We start from the raw sequence: 25,886 nt of genomic DNA, 5'->3' as shown, positions 1-25,886 counted from the left end.
TTTTTTTAAATAAAGTAGTAGGAAATAAACATGAAAACATTATTAATTGCGTTAAGCCTGTTAGTAGGATTTAGCGCCAATGCAAACATAATCAGCGTTTCTGTAGATAATACAGAAGTGCAAGTGGGTGAGTCGATTGATGCATCTGTAGTGGTAGATATGACGGATGCGTTTGACACATTATATTTTGAGCTTGAGTTTGATACCTCAGTGTTTGAATATGATGCGAACTCATTTAGTTCTAATTTAGACTTCGCTTTTATAGCTGAGCTAACTAGCCAAACTTACGGTGTTTCATTTTATATGCTCGACTTCATTGGGGCTTTCCCAAGTAACTATGTAGCTTCATCATTTTCACTTACTGCTATTAGTGAAGGGGTAACAAGCTTTGATATTGTAAGTTTTGTTGCTGGATTGGGTGGTTCTGATACAGCTACCCCAATAAGTATTGATACCACCGTGCCAACGACCACAGAAGTAAGCCCTGCTGTTGTTTCAGCGCCTAGTGCCATCGCTTTATTTGCGGCAGCTGTTTTAGCCTTTGCCGGTTTTCGCCGCAAAGCGTAATCATTAGCTTGCACATAAATTAGTTAAAAAGCGTTTGGTTTTCCAAGCGCTTTTTTTATGCTCATAAGCTAGTAGGACTCAGGCAGTAAGCTCGTTTTTTTAACCACCCCATACGCAAAGCTAGTGTCAATAGAAGCCACGCATCCAATGGCGTGTAAGCTATGGCGCACAAAGTGTTCATAGTCATGTAAATCTTTTGCCACTACTTTTAGTAAGTAATCGGCTTTTCCTGTCATCACAAAACATTCTAGTACTTTTTCGTCTTGTTTAATTTGTGCTTCAAAATGCCTAACCACTTCTTGGGTATGCTTCTCTAGTTGCACACTCACAAATACAGTAACGGGTAAGCCGTAAGCTTCGTTGTCTACCTCTAAGGTATAAGCTTTAATAATTCCCGCTTTTTCTAAAGCTTTAACACGGCGCAAGCAAGGGGAGGGTGATAAGTTCACTTGTTCCGCTAAATCTTGGTTTGTTATGCGCGCATTTTTTTGCAAACATCGAATTATTTGTTTATCTACAGCATCCATTTAACTTAAACCTTAGTCTTTTGGCATAATCTGCCAATAAACTATTTCTTTGTGGAATATAAAGCAAGTTAATTGCGTTAATTTGTTGGTAATATTTCATAAAGTCTAGTTACCGAATAAGTACATGAACAATAAAAATAAGCCAAGTTTTGCCACGCAAGCTATTCACCATGGATACAAGGCACAAGACCACCAAGGTGCGCTCAATCCACCCGTGCATTTCACCTCTACATACACTTTTGAATCGGCCGAGCAAGGCGGTGATATTTTTGCAGGTGAACAAGACGGGCACTTTTATTCGCGGATTTCCAATCCTACATTAACCGTACTTGAAGATCGTATTGCCTGTTTAGAAGGTGCAGAGGCAGGTTTGGCAACCGCTTCGGGTATAGGGGCTATTACCTCGGTGTTGTGGACGTTGCTTAAAGCCGGCGACGAAATAATAGTGGATAAAACACTATACGGTTGTACCTATGCTTTTTTACATAAAGGCTTAGCAAAATTTGGTGTGCGTATTACCCATGTAGATATGACTAACTTAGATGAGTTAGCCCAAGCAATTAGTAATACTACGCGCGTTATTTATTTTGAAACGCCCGCTAATCCCAATATGCGCATAGTTGATATTGAAGGCGTGAGCCAATTAGCGAAGGCGAACAAAATTAGTACCGTAGTGGATAATACCTATGCCACGCCGTTCATAACTCGCCCTATAGAATTTGGCGCTGACATTGTAGTGCATTCGGCTACCAAATATTTAGGCGGCCATGGCGATCTAATTGCCGGCCTTGTGGTGGGCAAAAAAGATGTAATTCAGCAAATCCGTTTAGAGGGCGTAAAAGATATGACAGGTGCGTGCATGTCACCATTTACTGCCATGCTTATACTGCGCGGGCTCAAAACATTAGAGCTAAGAATGAAACAACATAGCCAAGCTGCTATGGAAGTGGCTGAGTATCTATTATCTTTACCTCAGGTTACCGCCGTTATGTATCCCGGGCTTAAGAACTTTGCTCAATATGAGTTGGCAAAAAAACAAATGGCTCTTTTTGGAGGCATGATTGCCTTTGAGCTTAAAGGGGGAATAAATGCAGGTAAACTCTTAATAAATGGTTTATCACTTATTCAATGCGCAGTGTCTTTGGGGGATGCGGAAAGTTTAATTCAACACCCTGCTAGCATGACGCACAGTACTTATACTGAACAGGAACGTGCAGCACATGGCATTAGTGATGATTTAATTCGGCTTTCGGTGGGCTTAGAGTCAGTAGATGACATAATCGCTGATTTAACTGAGTCGTTTAATGCTTTGTAATTAATGTGAAACTATAAATTTGAATTAGGAGGGGTTCGTCTTAAATGGCTCGTTGCAACAATAATAACAACATGTGCAACGAGCTATTTAGGAGAAATTAGAAGTTCTTAGCTTACTGCAGTTAAGAATTAATCTTCAGTGGTACGTAATTCAACGTCTTGGTTAGCATAGCGGCTTACAAAGCTGCTAAGGCTTCTACGGTTACATAATACTTCACCGTATACATCATATTTAGCGCGAGCTGCGTCTTCACCAATTACAACAGCATCTAAACATAGCTGTGATTCAACATTGGTGTTCTTAGCTTTTAAAGCTATGCGAGTTGGCTTGCCTGAGCTTGCTTCTTGCTTAGCGTGGGCGTTTGCGAAATCAGCAATACTTTGCTCGTTACACGTTACTGTACGAGAAAATGAAACATAGTTCATGTCATTGCTAGATACTAGTGTTTTTGCAGCGGCTAAACCTTCAGTGGCTGCTGTTAAACATACTTGTGTTTCGAAGTTGTCACTCACTGGCTTGAAAACTACGTTTTTGGCCAATGCGCTTGATGATGCTACTACTAAAGTTGCTGCTACTGCTAATGTTGAAAATTTCATAATACTCTCCAGAATGTAATAAAATTAGAATAACGCCTTTGCGTTAAGAGTATTATCGACAAAAACTGACATAAATAAAGCCTTTTTTGTAATTAAATTACAAAAACTGATGTTTTAATGTTGGGTTTACTATATTTCTGTAAGTTAGTTACATTTTGTTATGCTTTGTTCGAGCTTTCTTAATTTTGTATTAACAAATGACTGTTTTGAATAACAACTCGATCAAATAAACAATATAGACAGCAGGGGAGCGTGCAGCTTAGTTGGAGTAAAAGGAATAGTAAATTGGATTTTGTTGTTTTCTAAAAGTGAAATGGACAAGGAATATCCTTATTCCTATTGGTGAAACAATTGAATTTTTACGAAAGCGTAAAAAACTAAGCAACTTTAACTTGGTTTCTTCCTGCATTTTTCGCTTCATATAAGGCAATGTCTGCACGTTCAATAATAGTGCTTAACACATCATCGGCTTGTTTTCTTGCTATTCCAAAAGAGGCCGTAATAGGGGCTATTTTTTCGCCCGAATGTGAATTCTTCAAAGGCGTAGAAGCCAGTTTACGTCTAATTTTTTCAGCAAATTCGCTTGCTTTAGCTTGGTCAATTCCTGGGCAAAGTATGGCAAACTCCTCTCCCCCGAAGCGGACAGGAGTAATAGATTCAGGGCATTCGTTTTTAAGCATTTTGCCTACATACGTAAGTATTTGATCGCCCACTAAATGGCCATGGGTATCATTGAAGGCCTTAAATTTATCTATATCCATCATTATAAGTGTTAAATTTTCATCTTCAGAGCAGCTTGATACAAATTCATGATAAATACTTTCAAATACCCGCCTATTAGAAAGCCTCGTTAAAGGGTCTGTATTCGCTTCTTCGCGTGTGGCGGCTAATTCTCTTTTTAAAGCGTTAATTTCTAGTTGAGCAGAATTCAATTTACAACTGACAGATTCGTTATTATCACAAATTGCATTCGCATTGGCACTTAAATCTTTCACCACAGAGCGCATTTCCTCATCTAAAGAAAATGTATCGAGGTTAGAGATATTCCCTTTAAGAGCTTCAGCAAACCCCTTAGACTGTTCATTACTATCACTAAGTGAATGGGAAAGAGAAGTCACCACTTGGGAGAAGGCTTGCTGCATTGACTCAAGTTGCTCAGCGTTCTTATCATCTACTTGGTTAAAATGCTGCAAAAATAAAGCCTCGCCTACACGCGGTGGGCAAGTACCATAATAATTAATAGCATGGTCTAACTCTTCATTTAGTTTTGGGTACTCGTTGGAATAATAGCTATACCAAAGCGTATAATTTAATGGATTGGGAACAATACCGTGTTTAACCATTGTAGGAACGGCTTGTCGCAAGTAATTAGCGGCGCTTTGCGAGTCATCAGAGAACTTCATTGTTTTACCCTGTTAAATTCTATAAATTCAATTAACTATCGGCTTATATTGAGGAAAATTTAATCTTTAGTACTAGGCTAAAAGTGGATTTTAGGGTTTGAGCAAGCGCTAATCGGCTGTAAGCCTTGAGTTATCTTATGAACAATAATTTAGCTATGGCGTAAAGTGAAAAGCAAAATAAAGTGCAAAAAAATACGACCGTTCAAAAAGTGAGCGGTCGTATGGTTATTGATCATGCGATCGTTATTTTATATGTAATCAAACTCTTGATCTTGAGTCGCCATTAGATCATCTGCTGACGCTAGCGCAAGGGCCAAGTGAGTGTCTTTGCGCGGTAAAATACGATTCATGTAAAAATCACACGCTTTGGTTTTACCGGCTTTAATGTGTTCATTATTTGAACTTTGAGCGGCATCAGCCATATCTAACCACAGTATCCCTAAAATTACGTATGCACTGTAATTTAGATAATCAGTAGCCGCGCCAGCAAGGTCTAATGCATTTGCTGAAAGTAACTTACAAGACGTTTGGTGCCACTCATCTAATAGCAGCTGCGCTTTTTCTAACTGCTTTTTATTACTCATAGCATTAATACGGCCCGATAACATTTCAACAGTTGCATTAAGCATCAATCCGCCATCGCGGTTTAACTTTCTGCCAATCAAGTCAGCCGCCTGGATACCATTGGTTCCTTCATACAGTTGTGCAATGCGAGTATCACGAACTAACTGTTCCATTCCCCATTCGCGTATAAATCCATGCCCACCAAATACTTGAATACCAATGTTGGTTACCTCAGTAGCTGTGTCGGTCATGAAGCTTTTACAAATAGGCGTTAAGAAAGCAACAATTTGCTGAGCTTGCTCTTTGCGATGATCTTTACAATATTTTTCAATGTCCATTTGCTGTGCATATATTAAAGAAAGTGCACGCATTCCTTCGGTCAGTGTTTTCTGTGTTAGCAGCATTCTGCGCACGTCAGGTTGATGAATAATTGCATCAGCCTTGTCATTCACTTGTTGTGGACCCAATGGTGAGCGAGACTGTAAGCGTTCACGTGCATAGGTAAGTGCGCCTTGATAAGAAGCTTCACTGGTTCCTAAGCCCTGCATACCTACTTGGAAGCGGGCATCATTCATCATGGTAAACATGCACGCTAGGCCGTTATTTTCTTCGCCTACCAACCAACCTTTGGCGCCGTCAAAATTCATAACGCATGTTGGGCTTGCTTTAATCCCCATTTTCTTTTCAATGCTACCCACGCCTAGGCTATTTTTCTCGCCCGGTTCATTATTTTCGTTGAGTAAAAACTTAGGAACTAAAAATAAACTTATTCCCTTTACGCCTTTTGGTGCATCAGGCAGGCGGGCAAGTACTAAGTGAATGATATTGTCGGTCCAGTCTTGTTCGCCACCGGTAATGAATATTTTGTTACCCGTAATTTGATAAGAGCCGTCACCGCTGGGGATAGCTTTTGTCGACAATAAAGCTAAATCAGTCCCAGCTTGAGGCTCGGTTAAGTTCATGGTGCCCGTCCACTCGCCGCTAATTAGCTTGCTTAAGTATTTCTCCTTTAACTCGTCAGATGCGTGTTTATTGACTGCTAGCACCGCACTTTCCGTTAGCATTGTAGTTAAGCGCCAGCTCAAATTAGCTGAATTTAACATTTCGTGCACAGGAATCGCTGCGGTAAAAGGTAGGTCTTGACCGTCATATTCAGGGTTACCCAGCATAGCATTCCAGCCGTTAGCTACGTATTCTTGATACGCTTGCGCAAATCCAGTTGGCGTAGTGACTTGACCATCTACTAACTTACAGCCTTCTTCGTCACCCTCTCTATTTAGAGGGGCAACTACTGATTCAGCAAATTTAGCTCCTTGGCTAAGAATTTCCATTACTAACTCGGAATCCATGCCCTCAGCATTTACTGATAAATAATGGTTGTCTAGTCTTAGCCAGTCATTCAATAAAAATTGAAAGTCGGCCATGGGGGCTAGGTATTGAGGCATTGTTTACTCCTGAAGAAATGTTAAAAGGTATTTTACCAAGCGCTAAAAATTAACTTAGACACACATAAAAATACTTACCGTACTACTACATACTCATTACGCTTGAATAATAATACGGATTACTACTGATTTTGTTAAAGGGAAATTATAGCAAGTTTTCACGGCTTCTTTAATTTTCCATAGTGATGATTGTGATTTATCTTAACTATAGTTATCATCAGCCGCGGATTTAGACTTTTGTCTAGTTTGTTTGCATTTTTTGCTTTTGTAATTTGCTTTGATGCTGGCCTTGAGCCACAAAAGCATCACGCACAACAATGAATTGGTCGGGTTTATCCCAGTCATACATATCAAGAGTAAATGGGTCTACAAACTCAATATGTTCTACTTCTGGTCGGCTTGTATCTGAAGGCATAAAAGCGCTTTCGCTACCGTCAAACCCTGCTTCTAAGTGACAGCCGAACAGCCAAGTGCCATCAGCTTGTAAGCCAACTACGTCTTCAACTTCAACGTTGAGGCCTGTTTGTAGCCAAAGAGTATTGTGGGCAGAACATTGTGCTGAAATGGGTGAAATTGAATGAGAGCTAGGCAGGTCATATAAGGAATTATCTAATTTCATGGCCAATAAACGGTTATTAAGCCTAACTATGCATGCGCCTGCGCCTTGATGGTTAGATATATAATTAGTTTTTACGCGGCAGCTAGGCTCAGGCCATGGCTCTTGCGAGCAGGCAAACATAAAAAGTATAGCGGTAAAAATAACTAAAAATTTCAATCCGTAATTCAACATAACCGTATTAGTGTCAATTGGATAAACAACACGTACGTTTTGTTCATCGGGTTTACATAAAAATAATGTACGTTTAAAGCGTACTCACTATTCTACATGCTACTGAGAGAGATATGTCAAAATTTGTAAAGTTTTCACCCTTACTAATAGGCGTACTCGCCTTAGCTGCGTTTTTAATATATATCAATTTACCCCAGCCAAATATACAAACAAATAAACAAGGGGCAGGGGAAACCCCAGTAATTACCGCAGCCGCTTCTCAGCAGTCTTTTCCCATTATTGTAGAGGCTTTGGGCACTGCGGTGGCTAATGAGTCAGTGAATATAACGGCTCAAAAAGCGCAAACTGTAACCAATGTGTTTTTTAATGACGGAGAACTCGTTGAAAAAGGCCAGCTATTGTTAGAGTTACACAATAGAGCTGAGCTGGCTAGATTAAACGAAATAGAAATTAACTTAAGCGAAGCACGTCGCCAACTTGAACGTATTAAAGGCTTAGCCAAACAAAGCGCAGCCTCTGAACAGTTACTTGATGAACAAAGCGCACGAGTAGAGAGCTTAGTCGCTCAGCGTGAAGTGGCTAATGCCGATTTGCAAGAGCTGCGTGTATCGGCGCCATTTTCAGGGCGCTTAGGCCTAAGAATGGTAAGTGTTGGTAGTTTGGTTCGCCCCGGCGATACTATTACTACTTTAGATGACTTAAGCCTTGTGAAAGTTGATTTCTCGATATCAGAATTACACCTATCGAGTATCAAACAAGGCCAGCGTATATTTGCGACTTCCATTGCATACCCTGGTGAGGAATTTAACGGCAGAATCACCAATATAGATTCGCGTATTGACCCACAAACCCGCTCCATTAGTGTAAGAGCGCAATTGCCAAATCCTGATTTACAGCTTAGACCCGGCATGTTGCTACAAATTAACCTAGAAAAACGGGTATTAGATGCGCTAGTGATACCTGAAAGCGCACTAGTCCCTGAAGGCGAAGAACAATTTGTATTTTTAGTAAAAGACGGTAAAGCCATTAAAACCCAAGTGCAAGTAGGGGAGCGTAAACCAGGCTTAGTCCAAATTCTTGGTGGTTTAAACTCAGGCGATAGAGTTATTACTCAAGGCACACTGCGCGTGCGAGATAACTCTCCCGTTAAGTTACTTAAGCTTGAAGGGGAAATGTAATGCTTTTATCTGATGTATCAGTTAAACGGCCTGTTTTCGCGAGTGTTATTAACCTACTACTATTAGTTTTTGGCATTGTTGCTATTACTTTTTTATCGCTGCGCGAATACCCTGATATTGACCCTCCTATAGTGTCGGTTAATACCGACTACCCCGGTGCTTCAGCCGAAATTATTGAAACGCGTATTACGCAACTGCTCGAAGAGCGAATTAGCGGCATTGAAGGGATTAAAAATATTACTTCGTCAAGTCGCAATGGCCGCTCTAGTATTACCATTGAGTTTAATTTAAGCCGTGACATCGATGCCGCATCTAACGACGTACGTGAACGCATTTCAAGAGCATTAAATAACTTGCCTGACCAAGCATTCCCGCCAGAAGTATCAAAGTCTAACTCAGATGAAGATGTGGTGGTTTGGTACAACTTGCGTTCAACTAATTTAAATACTATGGAGTTAACTGACTACGCAGATCGCTTTCTTGTAGATAGGCTTTCTATTGCCGACGGTGTAGCTCGGGTGCGATTAGGTGGCGGAAGAACTTACGCAATGAAAGTTTGGCTTGATCGCAACGCAATGGCCGCGCGAGGTATTACGGTAAGTGATATTGAAAGAGTGATTCGTTCAGAAAATGTAGAATTGCCAGCAGGGCGAGTTGAATCAGTAGACCGCGACTTTGATGTGCGCGTTGCACGCAGCTTTTTAACACCAGATGATTTTTCTGACCTTACCATTGCCGCCGGAGCCGATGGGTTTTTAGTTAAGTTATCTGATGTGGCGCAAGTTGAACTAGCCGCAGAAGATGATGAAACAGAATTTAGAGGTGACGGGGCTAACATGATTGGCCTGGGCATTGTTAAGCAATCTAAAGCGAATACACTAGAAGTGGCGCGTGCTGCGCGTGAGGCTATTGTTCGTATTGAACAAACCCTACCCGAAAACATCTTTATAGTGCCAAGTTATGATTCATCTGTTTTTATTGAAGAATCTATTGATGAAGTATACAACACCTTAGCCATTGCCATGATTATGGTGATAGTCGTTATTTATTTATTTTTAGGCAATGTACGAGCTACCCTAATACCCGCCTTAACGGTGCCTGTTTCATTAGTGGCTGCGTTCATTGTTATGTTTATGATGGGCTTTTCAATTAACCTTCTTACCTTGCTTGCTTTAGTGTTAGCCATAGGATTAGTAGTAGATGATGCCATTGTGGTACTAGAGAACATTTACAGACGAATTGAGCTAGGCGAAGCGCCAATATTGGCCGCCTATCGCGGAGCAAGAGAAGTGGGCTTTGCTGTTATTGCTACCACGTTAGTACTGATATCAGTGTTTATTCCCTTAGTATTTCTAGAAGGTAATATTGGCCGCTTATTTACCGAATTTGCTATAGCGATTGCCGCCGCGGTGGCGTTTTCGAGTTTTACTGCTTTAACACTGTCACCCATGATGGCATCAAAAATTCTTAAGAAACAAAAGCGCAGTAAGGGCTTTGGTGCTGCGATGGACAGAGGCTTTAAAAAACTAGAAGGTGCTTATTACCGCTCTTTAGGTACTACAATGAAACAGCCTCTTTTAATGGCAATCATTGTATTAGCCAGTATTGCGATTGTGATTCAGTTGCAAGGTAAAGTACCTGAAGAATTTGTACCGCGAGAAGACAGAGGCAATTTCTTCATTTTAATGCAGGCGCAAGAAGGGGCCAGCTATGAAAGTAATTCAAGAAACTTAAAGCAAATCGAAGATTTACTCATGCCATATCGTGAATCTGGCGAAGTGGTTAGAGTATTAGTCAGAACCCCTGGATTCGGCGGCTCTGCCGGTATTGCTATAGTGGGCATGGCTGATTGGCAAAATCGTGAGCGCTCAACCTTTGATGTGATGGATGAAATAAGCGCTAAGTTGTCACAAATACCGGATGTGAGAGCGTTTGCAATTATGCGCTCATCATTAGGTGGTGGGGGCTTAGGTCGCCCTGTTCAATTTGTATTGCAGGGGAATACATATGAAGAGCTTGTAGAATGGCGAAATATTGTTATTCAAAAGGCTTCTGAAAACCCAGGGCTACTTCGCATAGATTCAGATTACAAAGAAACTTCACCGCAACTTCTTGTGAATATTGACCGGGACCGCGCCGCTGATTTAGGCGTATCTATATCGGAAATTGGTGGCACCCTAGAAACAATGTTAGGGCAGCGCCGAGTATCAACTTACCTTGACCGAGGGCAAGAGTATGATGTAGTGCTTGAAGGTAATGAGGCTGATTACAGAAGCCCTAACAGCATTGATAACATATATGTAAGAAGCGATAGAAGTGGGCAGCTTATTCCGCTTGATAATTTATTGAGCGTGAAAGAACAAGCTACGTCAAATACTTTAAACCGTTATAACAGAATGCGGGCAGTGACGATAAGTGCGAACTTAGCAAGTGATTACACGATAAGTGAAGCTCTAGCTTACTTAGAAAATATAGTGGCCACTGAATTACCTGCTGGCGTGTCAATTGATTACAAAGGTGAATCGCAGTTGTATCAAGAGTCAGGCTCATCTTTTGTCTTTATATTTGCGTTGGCCTTGGCTGTTACGTATTTGGTGTTAGCGGCGCAATTTGAAAGCTGGATACATCCGCTAGTAATAATGCTTACGGTACCTCTAGCATTAGTGGGTGCTTATGTAGGATTATACTTAGCTGGCTTTTCAATCAACATTTATAGCCAAATTGGTTTGGTCATGCTTATTGGATTAGCTGCGAAAAACGGTATATTAATTGTGGAATTTGCCAACCAGTTACGCGATGCCGGCACAGAGTTCGAAGAGGCGGTAAAACGTGCTTCTATGATGCGCTTACGTCCCATTGTTATGACTGGCTTTACAACACTATTTAGTGCACTTCCCTTAGTAATGGCATCAGGACCAGGGGCTGAATCACGTTCGGTAATTGGCATGGTGATATTCGCAGGTGTATTGTTTAGTGTTTTCATGACCCTATTTATTGTGCCAACTGCATATTCATACCTAGCGCGTAACACCGGTTCGCCGCTTCGAAGAACTAAACAACTCGAAGAATTAAGTGAGCAAGTACCTTACGAAAAAGGTGCTGAGCAGTAAGCGTAACATTTGATTTCAGATACAAAAAAGCCAGCATTAAGCTGGCTTTTTTATGTAGATTAGTACTGTGTGAGGCTGTTCTCACATAGTGCCTACTATTTATTCGTCTAAGAAACTCTTAAGTTGCTCAGAACGGCTAGGGTGGCGTAACTTACGCAACGCTTTCGCTTCAATCTGACGAATACGCTCACGAGTTACATCAAACTGCTTACCCACTTCTTCAAGAGTGTGGTCAGTGTTCATATCAATACCGAAGCGCATTCTCAATACTTTCGCCTCGCGAGCCGTTAAGCCTGCAAGCACTTCCTGAGTCGCGTTTTTCAAACTACCACCTGTAGCCGAATCTAATGGCTGAGTAATAGTCACGTCTTCGATAAAGTCACCTAAGTGCGAATCTTCATCATCACCAATAGGCGTTTCCATTGAAATAGGCTCTTTCGCAATTTTAAGTACCTTACGAATCTTATCTTCCGGCATAATCATACGTTCAGACAATTCTTCAGGTGTAGGCTCACGACCCATTTCTTGTAGCATTTGGCGAGAGATTCTATTTAACTTATTAATAGTTTCAATCATATGCACTGGAATACGAATGGTTCTTGCTTGGTCAGCAATTGAACGTGTTATTGCTTGGCGAATCCACCAGGTAGCATAAGTAGAGAACTTATAACCACGGCGATATTCAAATTTATCAACCGCTTTCATCAAACCAATGTTACCTTCTTGAATAAGATCCAAGAATTGCAAACCACGGTTGGTGTATTTTTTCGCGATTGAAATAACAAGACGCAAGTTAGCTTCAACCATCTCTTTTTTCGCTCTTCGTGCCTTGGCTTCGCCAATCGACATTCTGCGGTTGATATCTTTGATATCAGGGATGATTAAACCCGTTTCTTGCTCTACTGCGTTCATTTTACTTACGCAGCGTTCAATTTCTTCTTTAAACTCTAACAGGCGCTCAACATAGTCAGCTTTTCCATCAAGAAGTTTATACAACCACTCGGTGGTGGTTTCGTTACCTGCAAAGGCTTTGATAAAGTCTTTCTTAGGCATTTTTGCGTTAATCACGCAGAATTTCATTACTAAGCGTTCTTGTATACGAACACGATCCATCATGTCGCGCATGTTTTTAACCATGCGATCAAACTGCTTAGGCACTAAACGGAATTCTTTGAATACGTCACTCAATGCGGCTATTTCTTTCTTAGCAGCTTTGTGTGCGCGTCCTTTAGATTCAATCACGTCACGTGCTTTGTTATATTGATTTCTAAGATCAACAAACTTCTCACGCGCTAACTCAGGGTCAACCGAATTATCGTCTTCTTCGTCATCATCGTCGTCATCATCGTCATCATCTTCATCAAGTTCTTCTTCTGATAATTCAGAACCGATGTGAGTGGCGGTAGGGGCAACGTCTTCTTCGTTAGGATCAACAAAACCAATAATAATATCGCTTAAGCGAATTTCTTCAGCTTCGTATAAATCCCATTGATCAAGCAAATACGTAATGGCTTCAGGATATTCAGCTACAGAACACTGTACCTGGTTTATGCCCTCTTCAATCCTTTTCGCAATTTCAATTTCGCCTTCACGCGTCAAAAGCTCAACAGTCCCCATTTCACGCATATACATACGTACTGGGTCAGTTGTTCTACCTATTTCGCTTTCAACAGTGGCTAGCGCTTGCGCGGCAGCCTCAGCGGCGTCTTCATCCGTAGTGGTTTCTTGCATTAACAATTCATCAGAATCAGGCGCTCTTTCGAACACTTGAATTCCCATGTCATTGATCATGCGGATAATATCTTCTATTTGATCTGAATCGACGATGTCAGCTGGAAGATGGTCATTGACTTCAGCGAAAGTTAAATAACCTTGCTCTTTACCCTTGGCAATCAGGAGTTTTATCTGGGATTGCTTGCTCTGCACAATATACCTTACACCTTAGATGGGAAGCCGAACAAATTGTGTTCAACTTCGCCTTGTTAACTTAAGCCCTATACAAACTTAAAACGTTTTAAATAAACGAAAGTTTGCCCGAATCAGAACTTGTCATACCTCTTTTAATCCGAACTCGCTAGTATAGCATAAAGTCTGCTTATATTTCCACCCAATAAAATTTACCTACACCTCATTGAATCGAGTATTTAACAGCAAGCAGTTTATCTTTTGATCGATTTCACGAATGGTTAATGGGGGCATTCGCTTAAGATTCAATAGTTACTTTTCTAGTTATCGGTTTGTAAAATTAAAACTTTCAATTCTTCGCGTTCTTTTTCAGAAAGCGTTTGTCCATTTTGCTTAGCCATTAGTTCATCTAAGCGCGCATCTACCTGCCATTTTACAAGGGTTCTAAAGCAAGCCACAAACTCTTCTTCCAAATCAATATTATCTTCAATTGGCGCAGAATATAATTTATTTAGATGCTGTATATGTTTATGTTCTCTGAAAGCTTCAAACAACTGCGCTGTATTAGCATTAGGTGAACGCAGGCAGTATTCGTGAATCTCAATAAGCATGGCCAAGCCGTTTATCATTTTGGGGTTTAGCATGCTTGGGTTCGCCAGTGGTTCTTTTGAAGCAACATTTGGAGATTCAAGTAATATTCTGATCATCATGCGTAATGGGGAAAGACTAACCAATTTGGGTGCTTTGTAATCAATGTGTTTTATTTTGCGCTGTTTGTTCGCTTGTTTAACATCAGCACTGTAGTCGTGTCCGTCACCTTCACCACATAGTTTGCCCAAATGAGCAAACATCAAACCTTGTTGATTCTCGCCTATTATTTTTTCAATAAGGGGGGTGGCATATGCTTTTAACGCGGCTTTTCCCTCAATAGAGCCAATACTAAATTTGCTTAATAAGCTGTCAAAGAAAAAGCTTGAAAGAGGCTTGGCGTCACTCATTAACTTTTGAAATGCGTCTTTGCCAATTTTTCTAACCATTGAATCAGGGTCTTCGCCGTCAGGTAAAAATAAGAATTTCATTATTTTACCGTCTTGCAAATAGGCTAGGGCATTCTCAAGGGCACGCCAGGCAGCATCACGTCCGGCGCGGTCACCGTCATAACAGCATACTATTTCAGAGCATGATTTAAACATGGTTTGAATGTGGTCAGGTGTGGTGGCCGTCCCTAGTGCAGCAACTGCATTGGTAATGTCAAATTGCGCTAATGCAACCACGTCCATATAGCCTTCAACCACAAGTAAGCGTTCTAAATTACGATTCGCTTGACGGGCTTGATATAGGCCGTAGAGTTCATAGCTTTTATGAAACACAGGGGTTTCGGGTGAGTTTAAATACTTAGGACCTTCGGTATCAATAATTCGACCACCAAACGCGACTACGCGTCCGCGTTTGTCTCTAATAGGAAACATTATGCGGTGTCTAAAAAAATCGTATCGTCGCTTGTTTTCGTTTTCGTTAATTAACTTCAGGGAAAGCAAATGTTCAATGGCTTTTGCGCTAGTGCCAAAGTTGCTTAACACGCCGTCCCATTCTTCGGGCGCGTAACCAATATCCCACTGCTTAACTATTTGTCCACTCAGCCCGCGACCTTTTAAGTACTCTATTACCTTGGCGGAGTTTTTATGTTGTTTGATTTGCTGTGAAAAGTATTTGGCAACTTGCTCATTTAGTGCATATAAAGCGTCACGCTCACTCTTTTCTTGTGAGCTCTTAAGCGGCGCACTGCCTTTTTCACGTGGTACTTCTAAACCATGTTGTTGCGCCAAATCTTCTACTGCTTCTACAAAATCAAGGCGGTCAAATTCCATTAAAAAGCTAAGCACATTGCCTTTAGCACCGCAGCCAAAACAATAATAAAATTGTTTTTCTTGGCTAACTGAAAAAGAGGGGGTTTTTTCGTTGTGAAAAGGACAGCAAGCCTGATAATTTCGGCCTGCTTTTTTGAGTTTTACACGACTATCAATAACATCAACTATATCGCTTCGGGCAATTAAGTCTTCAATGAAGTCAGGTGGGATACGTCCAGCCATAAATAAGCAGTATATTAAGCGAGTTTATTTTTAATGATACCGCTCACGGCGCCCATATCGGCGCGGCCTTGTAATTGGCCGCGAACTGCGCCCATTACCTTACCCATGTCTTGCATTGTGCTTGCGCCAGTATCAGCTATGGCTTTATCAACAATGCTTTGTACTTCTGCATCAGAAAGCGGCTGTGGCAAAAAGCGCTTGAGCACTTCAATTTCTTGTTCTTCTACGTCAGCTAAATCTTGGCGGCCGCCTTTCACAAATTGTGTAATAGACTCTTGGCGCTGCTTAACCATTTTCGTCAAAATTTGTAATACATCGGTATCGGTAAGCTCTATGCGCTCATCTACTTCACGCTGTTTTACGGCGGCTAAGGCCATTCTAACCGTACCTAGTGTTAATTTATCTTTGCTGCGCATTGCATCTTTTTGTGCGTCTTTTAGAGTAACTAGTAATGACATACTGCTTTCCTATTATTTTATGCGAGTTAAGTACCTAAACAATGGGTACTTAGTTGAAATCTTAAATTATATTAGATACAAACAAAAACGGGCGTCAATAAGACGCCCGTTTTTTTTCGAAAAAACTTGTTCGTGTATTAGTACAACTTAATACGACGTGCGTTTTCGCGAGCTAACTTTTTCATGTGACGCTTTTTCGCAGCAGCTTTCTTACGCTTACGTTCCCACGTAGGCTTCTCAAAAAACTCACGACGACGTACTTCAGAAAGTACTCCGGCTTTTTCACATGAACGTTTGAATCTTCTTAATGCGATGTCAAACGGTTCGTTATCTCTTACTTTCACGATTGGCATGTTAACTCTTCACCTTTGAATAATATAAATCAACCGGGTATCTGTTGAAATCTGTTGGTATAAACACCACGATTTCGCATTGATTTAATTACCCGGGCTAAAAATTGGTGCGAAATACTACTTTTTATTTTTAAAAATGTAAAGGATAAAGAGTAAAAATAACGCGATTATTTGGATCTTTTTGTTATCTTCTTGATAAACAAGCAACGATCCCGCCAATAAAGGCATAGTATGTGTTCCACTTAGTTTACTAATTGCTTAAAAAACTGTTCGGACTCAACCTAGCATTAGTTTACACTAATGCGATAATCATCACTATTAAAATAGTGTCTTAATGCGAATATTTTATGTATGGCGCAGATTCAAACTAAGGTAAAGATAAACATAAATGATAGTACTTGGTATAGAAACTTCTTGCGATGAAACTGGCGTAGCGCTTTATTGCTCTGAAAGAGGGCTGCTTGCCCAACAATTATATAGCCAAATTAAGTTGCATGCTGACTATGGTGGGGTAGTGCCTGAACTCGCCTCGCGCGATCATGTTCGTAAAATTGTACCGCTGGTGCAAGAAACATTAAGGCAAGCGGGTATTGAGCAATCTGATATTGATGGTATTGCTTACACTCGCGGGCCAGGCCTTATTGGCGCATTACTGGTGGGTTCATCAATGGCGCGCTCATTAGCTTATGCTTGGCAAATTCCGGCCATTGGTGTACACCACATGGAAGGACATTTGTTGGCGCCTATGTTAGATGAACCTTCACCTTCATTCCCTTTTGTTGCCTTATTGGTATCAGGTGGGCACAGTATGTTGGTCAATGTACAAGGTATTGGCGTATACGAAGTATTAGGTGAGTCAGTTGATGATGCAGCAGGTGAAGCATTTGATAAAACCGCAAAATTATTAGGCTTAGATTACCCTGGTGGTCCATTACTCGCAAAATTAGCCGAAAAAGGCAGTGGCGGTCATTATAAGTTTCCTCGCCCCATGACTGACAGGCCTGGTTTAGATATGAGTTTCAGTGGCCTTAAAACTTTTGTTGCAAATACAATTAAAAAAGAAGCCGATGACGAACAAACACATGCCAACATTGCTTATGCATTTCAAGAGGCGGTGGTTGACACTTTATTAATTAAGTGTCGCCGTGCGTTAAAGCAAACTGGGCTGAAGCGCATTGTGATGGCGGGAGGGGTTGCGGCCAACAAAATGCTACGCGAAGAGTTTGCCAAGGCGAGTCAAAAAGATAAATTTGAAGTGTTCTACCCTAGTTTTGAATATTGCACCGATAATGGAGCCATGATTGCCTACGCAGGCTGCAAGCGCTTAGTGGCAGGTGAAACCACACCACTGAACAGTAAATCCTTACCGCGTTGGTCGTTAGAAGAATTAGATGCTATATAGCTTTGGGCTTATTTATTGCGTTTGCGAAAAGAGCTTTCTTGATGACGTACCAAGCTAATTAAGTTGCTTTTGTGTTTAAGCAGAATGATTAAGCACAAAAGTAACACTGGCAGTGTAAAGTCAGGTTTAAAAATATAAGTATAAATAGGAGCCATGGTGAGCGATACAACTGCGGCAAGTGAAGAAATTCGACTAACGAAAAATACAATAGTCCAAGTAGATAATAAGCACAAAGTTAAGCCCCAATGAATAGGGAAAATAGCACCAATAGCAGTAGCAACACCTTTCCCCCCTTTGAATTTGTAGAAAATAGGAAAAATATGTCCTAAGCACGCACTTATTGCTACAGCACTTAATACAAGTGGCTCAAGCCCATACAAAAAGCCCAAATACACGGGGAGCGCGCCTTTTAAGGCATCAAATAAAAAGACAATGGCAGCTGCTTTTTTGCCGGCCACTCTATAAACATTTGTGGCCCCAGGGTTACCAGAGCCTTGTGTACGGATGTCTTGGCGTGTAAACACTCTAGTTACAACAATGGCACTAGATACAGAACCCAATAGGTATGCACCAATAATAAAAAAAACCGGTAAGCTAGTCATATACTTATTCGGCAAAATCGCGATAGAATATGCGTAGATTACTAAAGCAGTGCCAATTGTGCCAGTACGTGAATAATTAATATTGTTATTTTGAATACTTCACTTGGCCTATTTGACATCCAATATCAATACCTAGGAATTTTGTAGTATGGACAAGGTTTTCATCAAAGGGCTTGAGTTATACACCTTAATTGGCGTGTATGATTTTGAGCGAAACGCCAAGCAAAGAGTCCTCGTTGATTTAGAAATGTGTACCGATTTAACTGCCGCTGGAATAAGTGACAATGTTAACGATACCTTAAATTATGCTGCGGTAGCCGAGCGCTTAGCTGAATTAGCGAACAAAGCGAGTTTTAAATTGCTTGAAGCACTAGCCTCGCAAATGATTGATGCCATTATGGATGAGTTTCCAGTGAGCTCAGTTGTTTTGACCATGCACAAACCTGACATTTTGAAAAACGTGCAAAGTGTGGGTGTTGTGCTGCATAAACAGCGCAGCGCTGCACCTAAATTAAATTAGGTATATAAGTCTTGAGTCATAAAATCTTAATTAGTGTAGGGTCTAATGTTGATAAAGAGCATAATACTCACAGTGGTTTACAAGCGTTAAACTGCGCGTATGGCGAGCTGGTAATTTCAACAATTTTTGAAAGTGAATCGGTTGGATTTAAGGGCAGTAATTTTTTAAATTTAGTAGTAAAAGCGCAAACCGTTGATTCAATTGCATCGGTTTGCAAATTACTTAAACAGATTGAAGATAAACATGGGCGCGTGCGAGACAAAAAGTTTGCGAATCGTACACTTGATTTAGACCTTCTTACTTATGATCAGCAAGTGTGTAAAGAGCCCGTAGTCTTACCAAGAACTGAAATAGAATATAATGCATTTGTACTTAAGCCAATGGCAGAAATAGTGCCAAATGACATTCATCCTCTCACCGGAAAGACCTATGCCCAGTTATGGCAAGAATTTTCCAACGAACAACAACGCCTGTGGCCTTCAGGCATGCAATGGAGTAATGCAGCAACATGACCATATTTGAAATTATCATTCTGGCAATAATTCAAGGATTAACCGAATTCTTACCTATATCAAGCTCTGCGCATTTAATTTTACCTGCCGAAGTTTTAGGGTGGAACAATCAAGGCTTAGCATTTGATGTGGCCGTACATGTAGGTAGCTTGCTTGCGGTAATGATTTACTTTAGAGAAGACATTGTACGATTAGTAATAGCGTGGTTTTCAAAAGGTTTTTCTAAGCAACAAAGCACCGACTCAAGACTAGCGTGGTGGGTGATAATTGGTACTATACCTGCGGGTTTATTTGGCTATTTAATGAAAGACTGGATAGAGCTATATGCGCGCTCCGCTTTAGTTATAGCCGTTACTACTATTGTTTTTGGTTTACTGCTTTGGTATGCCGATTTAAAGGCAAAACAAAGTAAAACCACTGATAAATTAACCTTGAAAGATATTCTAGTCATTGGTTGTGCGCAGGCTATAGCGGTTATACCTGGGACATCACGCTCGGGCATCACTATGACGGCAGGGCTTATGCTTGGTCTAACACGTGAAAGTGCGGCCCGTTTTTCATTTTTACTTTCTATCCCTATTATTTTAGCCGCGGGCCTGTTTTCAGCATATGACCTATTAGAAGCAAATACTGCAGTGGATTGGCAAGCTCTTCTTTATGGCGCAGCTTTTTCTTTTGTAGCGGCTTATTTATGTATATTTTTATTCTTGAGCTGGATATCAAGAATTGGCATGTTGCCTTTTGTTATATATCGTTTGGCGCTTGGCTTAATTCTACTCTACATAGTATTCGCTTAGTAATAAGTGAATACTATGCTTAATGATTGTGCTAATCGTGTGCTAAGTTACGCAGGAAGCAGCGTTAATGCTTACATTTTATTAGGATAAAAAAATGACAACTATTTTCACAAAAATTATTGAAAAACAAATCCCTGCCGATATTTTATATGAAGATGAAAAGGTGCTGGCTTTTAAAGATATAAATCCTCAAGCACCGGTGCATTTTTTAGTAATTCCTAAAAAAGAAATTGCGACTACTAACGACATAAGTGAACAAGACGATGCGTTAGTAGGATACATGCATAGAGTGGCTGCAAAGGTGGCTTCTGATTTAGGTGTTGCGCAACAAGGTTTTAGAACAGTTATGAATTGCAATGAACATGGTGGTCAAACCGTATACCATATTCATTTGCACGTTTTAGCTGGCAAGCCACTAGGATGGCCTCCGTACACTGATGTACTCAAGCTTGAATAGGGCGCTAGAATAGGCGCTGCTGGTACCGCATCTTGTTGTTTGTTTAGTCAGTAATCGTTAAGGGACAGAACGATTGTTTATTATTTAAACGCTCATGGATTGACACTTATTTGGCTCAGGAAAAAAAGGCTCATTACATGTCTACACAAAATGCACTACTAACCATTTTGGTTGAAAAGATAAACAACGATACATTAGTTCTGCCCACTCTCCCCGCTATTGCTCTTAAGGTACGAAAAGCTGCGGATGATCCTAATGTTAACTTACAAGGATTGGCGGAAGTTGTTGGTCAAGACCCTTCTTTAAGTGCCCGCTTGGTTAAAATTGCCAATAGTGCTTATTTAGGCCGAACCGTTAAGGTGAGCTCTACTTCACAGGCGGTAACCCGAATTGGCCTAGCGCAAGTAAAAAATATTTCTACCGCTTTGGCTATGGAGCAATTATTTGTTTCTAAAAACGAAGTCGTAAAAGCATATATGGCAAGCCACTGGAATAAAACGGTAGACATGGTAGCAAATGCAATGGCGGCTATGTTGCTTTACAAAACCAGTAACAAAGATAACTCTCTTAGTTTAGACACCATGACCTTATCTGCTCTAGTAGCCGATATTGGTGCTCTACCCGTGCTTACCGAGGCAGAACGTCATGATAGCGTGTTTGCAAATTCAAGCTTTCTAGACGTTGCAATTGATAAGCTGTCAGGTCGTATTGGTGGCAGTATAATGCGCGAATGGCAATTTAATGAAATTTTTATTGAAGCGGCTGAACATTGGCGTGATACCGAATATCAAGAATCGTCTATAGGTTACCTTGATTTTATTCGCGTTGGCGCGGCATTAACAAATAATATTGATGATGCTGAAGCTGTTTTAAATACTGCGATTGAAAGAGGTTTATTTGCTGATTTAGACGTATTTGAATCTGATGAATTTACTGAACTTCGTGACAACGCAAAAGCGATTTTTGCCTAGCCGTTTATAGCCTCAAGGCTATGTTTTAGATGTAAAAAAAGCAGTGTATTAACACTGCTTTGTATTTTTGCGATTTTACTTAATCATCTTCGCTCAAGGCAAAAGCATCTTTCAGTGCATTTACTAAGCCTTTAACTTCACTAGTGAATAATACGAAGTCAGCATCTAGTTTTGCAGCCAAATTGTCTTTGTCTATATCTTGGTTTTCTTCCATCACTAAATCAGTGAATTTCAAACGCTTGATTGATAAATCTTCAGCAATGATACAGCTAAGTCTTTCTTGGAAAGAAACCGCTAGTTTGTGTACCAGCTTACCCGCTTGAATATGGCCTAATACTTCTTCTGCGTCTAAGTCTTGCTTTTTACATCGAATGATACCGCCGTCATCAGCGCTTGATTGAAACTCTGCTTCATCAAGTATTTCGAAATCATCAGGCGCATCTTGCATCAACCAACTGGTTAACACTTCTTGTTGTGGGGTTTTCGCAAGAGGTACTACCGGTAATGAGCCTATGCATTTTCGTAAGCAAGCTAAAAACACTTCAGCATTTGTATCTGAGCTTGCATCAACTACAACAATTTGTTGGTCAATAGATACATAGCCTTGCACTACGCTAAATTTACTAAAAGCGCGCGGCAATAAGCGCATTGTAATTTCTTCTTTTAAATCTTTTTGCGCTTTTTTAGGAATAGGAGAGCCACTTTCGGCTTCTAGTTCACCTACTTTAAGCGCGAGTTCTTCATTAATCACACTGGCTGGCAGTAACTTTTGCTCACGCTTTAGGCTGAACATAAACGCGTTATTAGCTTGATGAAACAAGTTTTCAGATTTAGGAATAGGGCTTACCCACCCCATGCTTTGAATTTCTTGAGAACTACATGTTTTAAACGACATGCTCTCTAACTGATTTTGAAGTTGAGCTTCGTCAAACTTAAAATCACTGGTGAATCGATAAATTTTTAAATTTTTAAACCACATATACTTTTGCCACCTTCAAAAAAACGATGGCGAAGAGTAGCAGAAATCGCCCCTTGAGTGTTAGCTAAGAGATAAATATTTATTGCTAATGCTAGAATCTTTTTACACCTTATTGCTTGTTTTTTCATTCCTTTTCACTTTGCTGTAATATAAGCTTCACGGAACTGTAATAATCATAGACTTGTTAGCAGCTTTTATGTTCGAATTCATAAAACTGTCATACATCACTCTAATAATACGAGCAAATTTCATGACTAAAGCGAAAAAGAAAATGTCACGCACAATTTTAGTAGTAGAGGATGAAGCGCCAATCAGAGACATGTTGAGTTTTGTATTGGAACAAGCTGGGTTTAACGTTGAAGAAGCGGAAGACTTTGACGTAGGTTTAGAAAAAATAAGAGAACCTTATCCAGATTTAATTTTACTTGATTGGATGATGCCTGGCGGTACAGGCGTGCAGTTAGCGAAAAAATTAAAACAACATGAATATGCAAAAGAAATTCCGCTTATTATGCTAACCGCTCGCGGCGAAGAAGATGACAAAATTCGTGGCTTAGAAGCAGGGGCTGATGATTACGTGACCAAACCTTTCTCGCCCAAAGAATTAGTAGCACGCATTAAAGCGGTTATGCGCCGCGTTACGCCAACTTCAAAAGAAGAACCTATTGAATTTAACGGACTAGTGCTTGAACCTATTTCGCACAGAGTCACGAGTAATGAAGACGCCATTGATATGGGGCCTACTGAATTTAAATTGTTGCATTTTTTCATGAGCCACCCTGAGCGTGTATATAGCCGCGAACAATTGCTTGATAACGTATGGGGAACTAACGTGTATGTAGAAGATCGCACGGTTGACGTTCATATTCGACGATTACGTAAAGCCATATCCGCTAATGGCCACGATGCAATGATTCAAACCGTGCGCGGTTCTGGTTATCGTTTTTCAGCAAAAGCCTAGAGCGATTCGTTATTGTTTTAGTACCACTTAATTTGTTTAGGCAACGGCTGATACTTTATGTACTACCCACAATCTTGGTCTAAAACACTGCTTCGCTTCAGTGTTTATTTTGGCATCACAATACTGGTGGGTTTACTTCTTGATGAGTTGCTTTTAACCATTCTAGTTACCTTATCAGTGCTGTTGCTAACCAATTATTACCACCTTTATAAGTTGACCCGATGGCTGTGGCAAAGCCGCAATATGTCACCGCCAAGTGCACCTGGCATTTGGCATCATATATACGAGGGCATTTATTATCTGCAAAGAAGAAATCGAACCAAGCGTAAAAATTTAGGCGAACTTGTAAAGCGTTTCCGCGAGGGCTCCGAAGCATTACCCGATGCAGTCGTGGTTATTGATAAAGACGCTAATATTATGTGGTGTAATAGAAATGCTCGCATTGAACTCGGACTTAGGTGGCCTGATGATAAAGGCCGTCGTATTGATAACCTTATTCGCCATCCAAGCTTTATTGAATTTTTACACGATGGCGACTATCAATACCCAATTGAGGTACCTGCGCCTACTAATCCAAATAAAATGTTTGAATATAGGATCATGGAATATGGGCAAGACCAGTTACTGCTTATTATTCGTGATGTATCCCGCGTATCACATTTAGAAGAAATGCGAAAAGACTTCGTTGCCAATGTATCACATGAACTTAAGACTCCATTAACCGTAATTAACGGCTACTTAGAGGTGCTTGAAACAACAAGCGAAGGTGCACCGCCTATTGTAGATAAAGCCCTATCTGAAATGGGTTCTCAAACCAAACGTATGCAAGTATTAATTGAAGATTTATTAATATTGTCACGCATTGAGTCGTCTAATGATCGTATCTTCGAGAGCGTTATTGACATGCAGGCAATGTTTGCACAAATTTCTTTAGAAGCAGAAGCCTTGAATAAAGACAAAAAACATGAGATCTCATTTAAGGTGGATAAAGAGCTGAAAGTATATGGTGTTGAAACAGAGTTACGCAGCGCCTGTTCTAACTTGATTTTTAATGCCGTTCATTACACGCCTACGCAAGGCAAAATAGAAGTAGTGTGGAAGCGCCGTGCAAACGGAGCCTTTTTTGCTGTGTCTGACAACGGTGACGGTATTGAAGACAAACACTTAAGAAGGTTAACCGAACGTTTTTATAGAGTCGATAAAGCGCGCTCTCGTAAAACCGGCGGATCTGGATTAGGATTATCTATTGTGAAACATGTGCTACATCATCACAATGCAAACCTTGAGATCAATAGTATAGTGGGTAAGGGCAGTGAGTTTTCGTTTGTATTACCTCAAGAGCTTATTGCTGATGACTGGCATGATTAAACGTATTATATTAAGTATTGTGTTTGCGCTAATTGCAGCGCCTCTTCACGCGCAAACGCCGCGAATTGATATTCCTTTATCGGCTTCGATAGTAAACCCTAATGATTATGACTACCGGTCAGTGCCGGGTGTGCATGGTACCTTAACGTCTGTGGGCTCTGAAACACTCGCCGGGTTAATGACAATTTGGGCACAGCGTTTTCAAGAACTCTACCCTCACGTAAAATTTCAGATTCAAGCCAGTGGTTCGTCAACGGCTTTACCCGCTCTTATTCAAGGAACCAGCAATATTGGCCCCATGTCGCGTAAACCAAATACGCGCGAAATAGCACAGTTTTCAAGAGTGTATGGGTATTCACCCACTACTATGATAGTGGCCATAGATGCGGTTGCACTGTACGTTGAAAACAATAACCCTTTGACTCGCCTTACCTTGGCCGAAGTTGATTCCTTATTTTCAGCTACACGCTTATGCGGCGGCGCCAAAAATTTAACTTCATGGCAAGATCTTGGTGTGAACGCTTACGGAGAGGCAAGAACAATACAACTATTCGGACGTAATTCCGCATCGGGAACCTACGACTTATTTAAAAGCCAAGCCTTATGTAATGGAGATTACTTGAGAAGCGTAAATGAGATGCCAAGCTCTTCGTCGGTAGTACAATCTGTAGCTTCTAGTGTAGGCGCCATAGGCTATGCTGCGCTTGGTCATCAAAGTATGAATGTGCGAACACTTGCCTTATCCGCTAATGGCGTAAATTATATTAACGCCACCGCGAATAATGTTCGCACTGGCGCTTACCCCTTTACGCGATTTTTATATATTATTGTTAATCAGTCACCCGAATCACCTTTGTCTGTGCTAGAACACACTTTCTTGATGTTCGTTATGTCGCAAGAGGGCCAAAAAATTGTAGCTGACAGTGGTTATTTTACTGTTTCAGAACGCTCAATTAAAAAGCAAAAAGAACAATTGCTCAGCGTTTTTTAAAACTCTCCAAAAAAATAAAGCTTTT

At 40.6% G+C, this 25,886-nt stretch carries 25 protein-coding genes; 13 read left to right on the top strand and 12 right to left on the bottom strand.

Going from position 1 to position 25,886, the window contains the following annotated elements:
- The first annotated feature begins 30 nt into the window (after positions 1 to 30).
- Complete coding sequence (locus ACOI22_RS07405; protein ID WP_420671382.1) at positions 31 to 567, top strand: hypothetical protein; 537 nt, start codon at positions 31 to 33, stop codon at positions 565 to 567.
- Positions 568 to 635: 68 nt separating this feature from the next.
- Here ACOI22_RS07405 and ACOI22_RS07400 read toward each other — a convergent pair whose 3' ends face one another.
- Complete coding sequence (locus tag ACOI22_RS07400) at positions 636 to 1,094, bottom strand: Lrp/AsnC family transcriptional regulator (RefSeq protein WP_420671381.1); 459 nt, start codon at positions 1,092 to 1,094, stop codon at positions 636 to 638.
- Between the two features lie 124 nt (positions 1,095 to 1,218).
- On the opposite strand from ACOI22_RS07400, the gene ACOI22_RS07395 reads away from it, so the two are divergent.
- Positions 1,219 to 2,409 carry a methionine gamma-lyase gene (locus ACOI22_RS07395; protein WP_420671380.1) on the top strand — a complete coding sequence of 397 codons (1,191 nt, stop codon included), beginning with the start codon at positions 1,219 to 1,221 and terminating at the stop codon, positions 2,407 to 2,409.
- A 128-nt stretch (positions 2,410 to 2,537) separates the two neighbouring features.
- Here ACOI22_RS07395 and ACOI22_RS07390 read toward each other — a convergent pair whose 3' ends face one another.
- The 4 genes from ACOI22_RS07390 to ACOI22_RS07375 all read right to left on the bottom strand — a co-directional run bounded on the left by ACOI22_RS07390 (position 2,538) and on the right by ACOI22_RS07375 (position 7,192).
- Entirely contained in the window at positions 2,538 to 3,005 is a 468-nt protein-coding gene (locus ACOI22_RS07390; protein ID WP_420671378.1) for a DUF3718 domain-containing protein, read from the bottom strand.
- A gap of 377 nt (positions 3,006 to 3,382) precedes the next feature.
- A complete protein-coding gene (locus tag ACOI22_RS07385; protein ID WP_420671377.1) occupies positions 3,383 to 4,408 on the bottom strand; it encodes a GGDEF domain-containing protein in 1,026 nt (341 codons plus the stop codon).
- A gap of 248 nt (positions 4,409 to 4,656) precedes the next feature.
- Positions 4,657 to 6,417, bottom strand: a complete 1,761-nt coding sequence (locus ACOI22_RS07380; protein ID WP_420671376.1) for an acyl-CoA dehydrogenase family protein — start codon at positions 6,415 to 6,417, stop codon at positions 4,657 to 4,659.
- Between the two features lie 241 nt (positions 6,418 to 6,658).
- Positions 6,659 to 7,192 (bottom strand): hypothetical protein, encoded by a 534-nt coding sequence (locus ACOI22_RS07375; RefSeq protein WP_420671375.1) that lies wholly within the window; start codon positions 7,190 to 7,192, stop codon positions 6,659 to 6,661.
- Positions 7,193 to 7,320: 128 nt separating this feature from the next.
- Between ACOI22_RS07375 and ACOI22_RS07370 the strand changes: the two genes are divergently transcribed.
- Entirely contained in the window at positions 7,321 to 8,385 is a 1,065-nt protein-coding gene (locus tag ACOI22_RS07370) for an efflux RND transporter periplasmic adaptor subunit (RefSeq protein WP_420671374.1), read from the top strand.
- Entirely contained in the window at positions 8,385 to 11,495 is a 3,111-nt protein-coding gene (locus ACOI22_RS07365; protein WP_420671373.1) for an efflux RND transporter permease subunit, read from the top strand. The genes ACOI22_RS07370 and ACOI22_RS07365 overlap by 1 nt, the downstream gene beginning before the upstream one ends.
- A gap of 99 nt (positions 11,496 to 11,594) precedes the next feature.
- Here the strand turns inward: ACOI22_RS07365 and rpoD are convergent, their stop codons facing one another.
- From rpoD to rpsU, 4 genes are all read right to left on the bottom strand, one after another.
- Complete coding sequence (gene rpoD / locus ACOI22_RS07360) at positions 11,595 to 13,424, bottom strand: RNA polymerase sigma factor RpoD (RefSeq protein ID WP_420672337.1); 1,830 nt, start codon at positions 13,422 to 13,424, stop codon at positions 11,595 to 11,597.
- A 296-nt stretch (positions 13,425 to 13,720) separates the two neighbouring features.
- The gene (dnaG, locus tag ACOI22_RS07355) at positions 13,721 to 15,490 is read right to left on the bottom strand and encodes a DNA primase (protein WP_420671371.1); all 1,770 of its coding nucleotides are present in this window, start codon (positions 15,488 to 15,490) and stop codon (positions 13,721 to 13,723) included.
- Between the two features lie 14 nt (positions 15,491 to 15,504).
- Positions 15,505 to 15,948 carry a GatB/YqeY domain-containing protein gene (locus ACOI22_RS07350; RefSeq protein ID WP_420671370.1) on the bottom strand — a complete coding sequence of 148 codons (444 nt, stop codon included), beginning with the start codon at positions 15,946 to 15,948 and terminating at the stop codon, positions 15,505 to 15,507.
- A gap of 137 nt (positions 15,949 to 16,085) precedes the next feature.
- Entirely contained in the window at positions 16,086 to 16,301 is a 216-nt protein-coding gene (rpsU, locus tag ACOI22_RS07345) for a 30S ribosomal protein S21 (RefSeq protein ID WP_014109792.1), read from the bottom strand.
- A gap of 388 nt (positions 16,302 to 16,689) precedes the next feature.
- Between rpsU and tsaD the strand changes: the two genes are divergently transcribed.
- Positions 16,690 to 17,703 carry a tRNA (adenosine(37)-N6)-threonylcarbamoyltransferase complex transferase subunit TsaD gene (gene tsaD, locus ACOI22_RS07340; RefSeq protein ID WP_420671369.1) on the top strand — a complete coding sequence of 338 codons (1,014 nt, stop codon included), beginning with the start codon at positions 16,690 to 16,692 and terminating at the stop codon, positions 17,701 to 17,703.
- An 8-nt stretch (positions 17,704 to 17,711) separates the two neighbouring features.
- On the opposite strand, the gene plsY is transcribed toward tsaD, so the two are convergent.
- Positions 17,712 to 18,305, bottom strand: a complete 594-nt coding sequence (gene plsY, locus ACOI22_RS07335; protein ID WP_420671368.1) for a glycerol-3-phosphate 1-O-acyltransferase PlsY — start codon at positions 18,303 to 18,305, stop codon at positions 17,712 to 17,714.
- 148 nt (positions 18,306 to 18,453) lie between these two features.
- Here plsY and folB point away from each other — a divergent pair, with 148 nt between their 5' ends.
- From folB to ACOI22_RS07310, 5 genes are all read left to right on the top strand, one after another.
- The gene (gene folB, locus ACOI22_RS07330) at positions 18,454 to 18,825 is read left to right on the top strand and encodes a dihydroneopterin aldolase (protein WP_420671367.1); all 372 of its coding nucleotides are present in this window, start codon (positions 18,454 to 18,456) and stop codon (positions 18,823 to 18,825) included.
- 11 nt (positions 18,826 to 18,836) lie between these two features.
- Positions 18,837 to 19,337 (top strand): 2-amino-4-hydroxy-6-hydroxymethyldihydropteridine diphosphokinase, encoded by a 501-nt coding sequence (gene folK, locus ACOI22_RS07325; protein WP_420671366.1) that lies wholly within the window; start codon positions 18,837 to 18,839, stop codon positions 19,335 to 19,337.
- Entirely contained in the window at positions 19,334 to 20,134 is an 801-nt protein-coding gene (locus ACOI22_RS07320) for an undecaprenyl-diphosphate phosphatase (RefSeq protein WP_420671365.1), read from the top strand. Before folK ends, ACOI22_RS07320 begins: the two co-directional genes overlap by 4 nt.
- A gap of 94 nt (positions 20,135 to 20,228) precedes the next feature.
- Positions 20,229 to 20,591 carry a histidine triad nucleotide-binding protein gene (locus ACOI22_RS07315; RefSeq protein WP_420671364.1) on the top strand — a complete coding sequence of 121 codons (363 nt, stop codon included), beginning with the start codon at positions 20,229 to 20,231 and terminating at the stop codon, positions 20,589 to 20,591.
- 137 nt (positions 20,592 to 20,728) lie between these two features.
- Complete coding sequence (locus ACOI22_RS07310) at positions 20,729 to 21,562, top strand: HDOD domain-containing protein (RefSeq protein ID WP_420671363.1); 834 nt, start codon at positions 20,729 to 20,731, stop codon at positions 21,560 to 21,562.
- A 79-nt stretch (positions 21,563 to 21,641) separates the two neighbouring features.
- Here ACOI22_RS07310 and rdgC read toward each other — a convergent pair whose 3' ends face one another.
- Both rdgC and ACOI22_RS07300 read right to left on the bottom strand, forming a co-directional pair.
- Positions 21,642 to 22,541 carry a recombination-associated protein RdgC gene (gene rdgC / locus ACOI22_RS07305; protein ID WP_420671362.1) on the bottom strand — a complete coding sequence of 300 codons (900 nt, stop codon included), beginning with the start codon at positions 22,539 to 22,541 and terminating at the stop codon, positions 21,642 to 21,644.
- Positions 22,523 to 22,669 carry a hypothetical protein gene (locus tag ACOI22_RS07300; RefSeq protein WP_420671360.1) on the bottom strand — a complete coding sequence of 49 codons (147 nt, stop codon included), beginning with the start codon at positions 22,667 to 22,669 and terminating at the stop codon, positions 22,523 to 22,525. Before ACOI22_RS07300 ends, rdgC begins: the two co-directional genes overlap by 19 nt.
- A gap of 143 nt (positions 22,670 to 22,812) precedes the next feature.
- On the opposite strand from ACOI22_RS07300, the gene phoB reads away from it, so the two are divergent.
- Genes phoB through ACOI22_RS07285 form a run of 3 tightly spaced genes read left to right on the top strand, consistent with a single transcriptional unit; the run spans position 22,813 to position 25,861 of the window.
- A complete protein-coding gene (gene phoB / locus ACOI22_RS07295; RefSeq protein WP_420672336.1) occupies positions 22,813 to 23,502 on the top strand; it encodes a phosphate regulon transcriptional regulator PhoB in 690 nt (229 codons plus the stop codon).
- A gap of 57 nt (positions 23,503 to 23,559) precedes the next feature.
- Positions 23,560 to 24,870, top strand: a complete 1,311-nt coding sequence (gene phoR / locus ACOI22_RS07290) for a phosphate regulon sensor histidine kinase PhoR (protein WP_420671359.1) — start codon at positions 23,560 to 23,562, stop codon at positions 24,868 to 24,870.
- Entirely contained in the window at positions 24,854 to 25,861 is a 1,008-nt protein-coding gene (locus ACOI22_RS07285) for a PstS family phosphate ABC transporter substrate-binding protein (RefSeq protein ID WP_420671358.1), read from the top strand. Before phoR ends, ACOI22_RS07285 begins: the two co-directional genes overlap by 17 nt.
- Positions 25,862 to 25,886: the final 25 nt, after the last annotated feature.

Origin of the sequence: Glaciecola sp. 2405UD65-10 (assembly GCF_048820975.1) — a bacterium.
Taxonomy (GTDB): domain Bacteria; phylum Pseudomonadota; class Gammaproteobacteria; order Enterobacterales; family Alteromonadaceae; genus Glaciecola.
This window is presented reverse-complemented; position numbering and strand designations above follow the sequence as displayed.

What these genes read in the sequence shown, in the direction of transcription:
- ACOI22_RS07405 (WP_420671382.1), top strand. Translation starts at nt 31, where the DNA reads ATGAAAACATTATTAATTGCGTTAAGCCTGTTAGTAGGATTTAGCGCC.
- ACOI22_RS07400 (WP_420671381.1), bottom strand. Translation starts at nt 1,094, where the DNA reads ATGGATGCTGTAGATAAACAAATAATTCGATGTTTGCAAAAAAATGCG.
- ACOI22_RS07395 (WP_420671380.1), top strand. Translation starts at nt 1,219, where the DNA reads ATGAACAATAAAAATAAGCCAAGTTTTGCCACGCAAGCTATTCACCAT.
- ACOI22_RS07390 (WP_420671378.1), bottom strand. Translation starts at nt 3,005, where the DNA reads ATGAAATTTTCAACATTAGCAGTAGCAGCAACTTTAGTAGTAGCATCA.
- ACOI22_RS07385 (WP_420671377.1), bottom strand. Translation starts at nt 4,408, where the DNA reads ATGAAGTTCTCTGATGACTCGCAAAGCGCCGCTAATTACTTGCGACAA.
- ACOI22_RS07380 (WP_420671376.1), bottom strand. Translation starts at nt 6,417, where the DNA reads ATGCCTCAATACCTAGCCCCCATGGCCGACTTTCAATTTTTATTGAAT.
- ACOI22_RS07370 (WP_420671374.1), top strand. Translation starts at nt 7,321, where the DNA reads ATGTCAAAATTTGTAAAGTTTTCACCCTTACTAATAGGCGTACTCGCC.
- ACOI22_RS07365 (WP_420671373.1), top strand. Translation starts at nt 8,385, where the DNA reads ATGCTTTTATCTGATGTATCAGTTAAACGGCCTGTTTTCGCGAGTGTT.
- dnaG (WP_420671371.1), bottom strand. Translation starts at nt 15,490, where the DNA reads ATGGCTGGACGTATCCCACCTGACTTCATTGAAGACTTAATTGCCCGA.
- ACOI22_RS07350 (WP_420671370.1), bottom strand. Translation starts at nt 15,948, where the DNA reads ATGTCATTACTAGTTACTCTAAAAGACGCACAAAAAGATGCAATGCGC.
- rpsU (WP_014109792.1), bottom strand. Translation starts at nt 16,301, where the DNA reads ATGCCAATCGTGAAAGTAAGAGATAACGAACCGTTTGACATCGCATTA.
- tsaD (WP_420671369.1), top strand. Translation starts at nt 16,690, where the DNA reads ATGATAGTACTTGGTATAGAAACTTCTTGCGATGAAACTGGCGTAGCG.
- plsY (WP_420671368.1), bottom strand. Translation starts at nt 18,305, where the DNA reads ATGACTAGCTTACCGGTTTTTTTTATTATTGGTGCATACCTATTGGGT.
- folB (WP_420671367.1), top strand. Translation starts at nt 18,454, where the DNA reads ATGGACAAGGTTTTCATCAAAGGGCTTGAGTTATACACCTTAATTGGC.
- ACOI22_RS07320 (WP_420671365.1), top strand. Translation starts at nt 19,334, where the DNA reads ATGACCATATTTGAAATTATCATTCTGGCAATAATTCAAGGATTAACC.
- ACOI22_RS07315 (WP_420671364.1), top strand. Translation starts at nt 20,229, where the DNA reads ATGACAACTATTTTCACAAAAATTATTGAAAAACAAATCCCTGCCGAT.
- ACOI22_RS07310 (WP_420671363.1), top strand. Translation starts at nt 20,729, where the DNA reads ATGTCTACACAAAATGCACTACTAACCATTTTGGTTGAAAAGATAAAC.
- rdgC (WP_420671362.1), bottom strand. Translation starts at nt 22,541, where the DNA reads ATGTGGTTTAAAAATTTAAAAATTTATCGATTCACCAGTGATTTTAAG.
- ACOI22_RS07300 (WP_420671360.1), bottom strand. Translation starts at nt 22,669, where the DNA reads ATGAAAAAACAAGCAATAAGGTGTAAAAAGATTCTAGCATTAGCAATA.
- phoB (WP_420672336.1), top strand. Translation starts at nt 22,813, where the DNA reads ATGTCACGCACAATTTTAGTAGTAGAGGATGAAGCGCCAATCAGAGAC.
- phoR (WP_420671359.1), top strand. Translation starts at nt 23,560, where the DNA reads ATGTACTACCCACAATCTTGGTCTAAAACACTGCTTCGCTTCAGTGTT.
- ACOI22_RS07285 (WP_420671358.1), top strand. Translation starts at nt 24,854, where the DNA reads ATGACTGGCATGATTAAACGTATTATATTAAGTATTGTGTTTGCGCTA.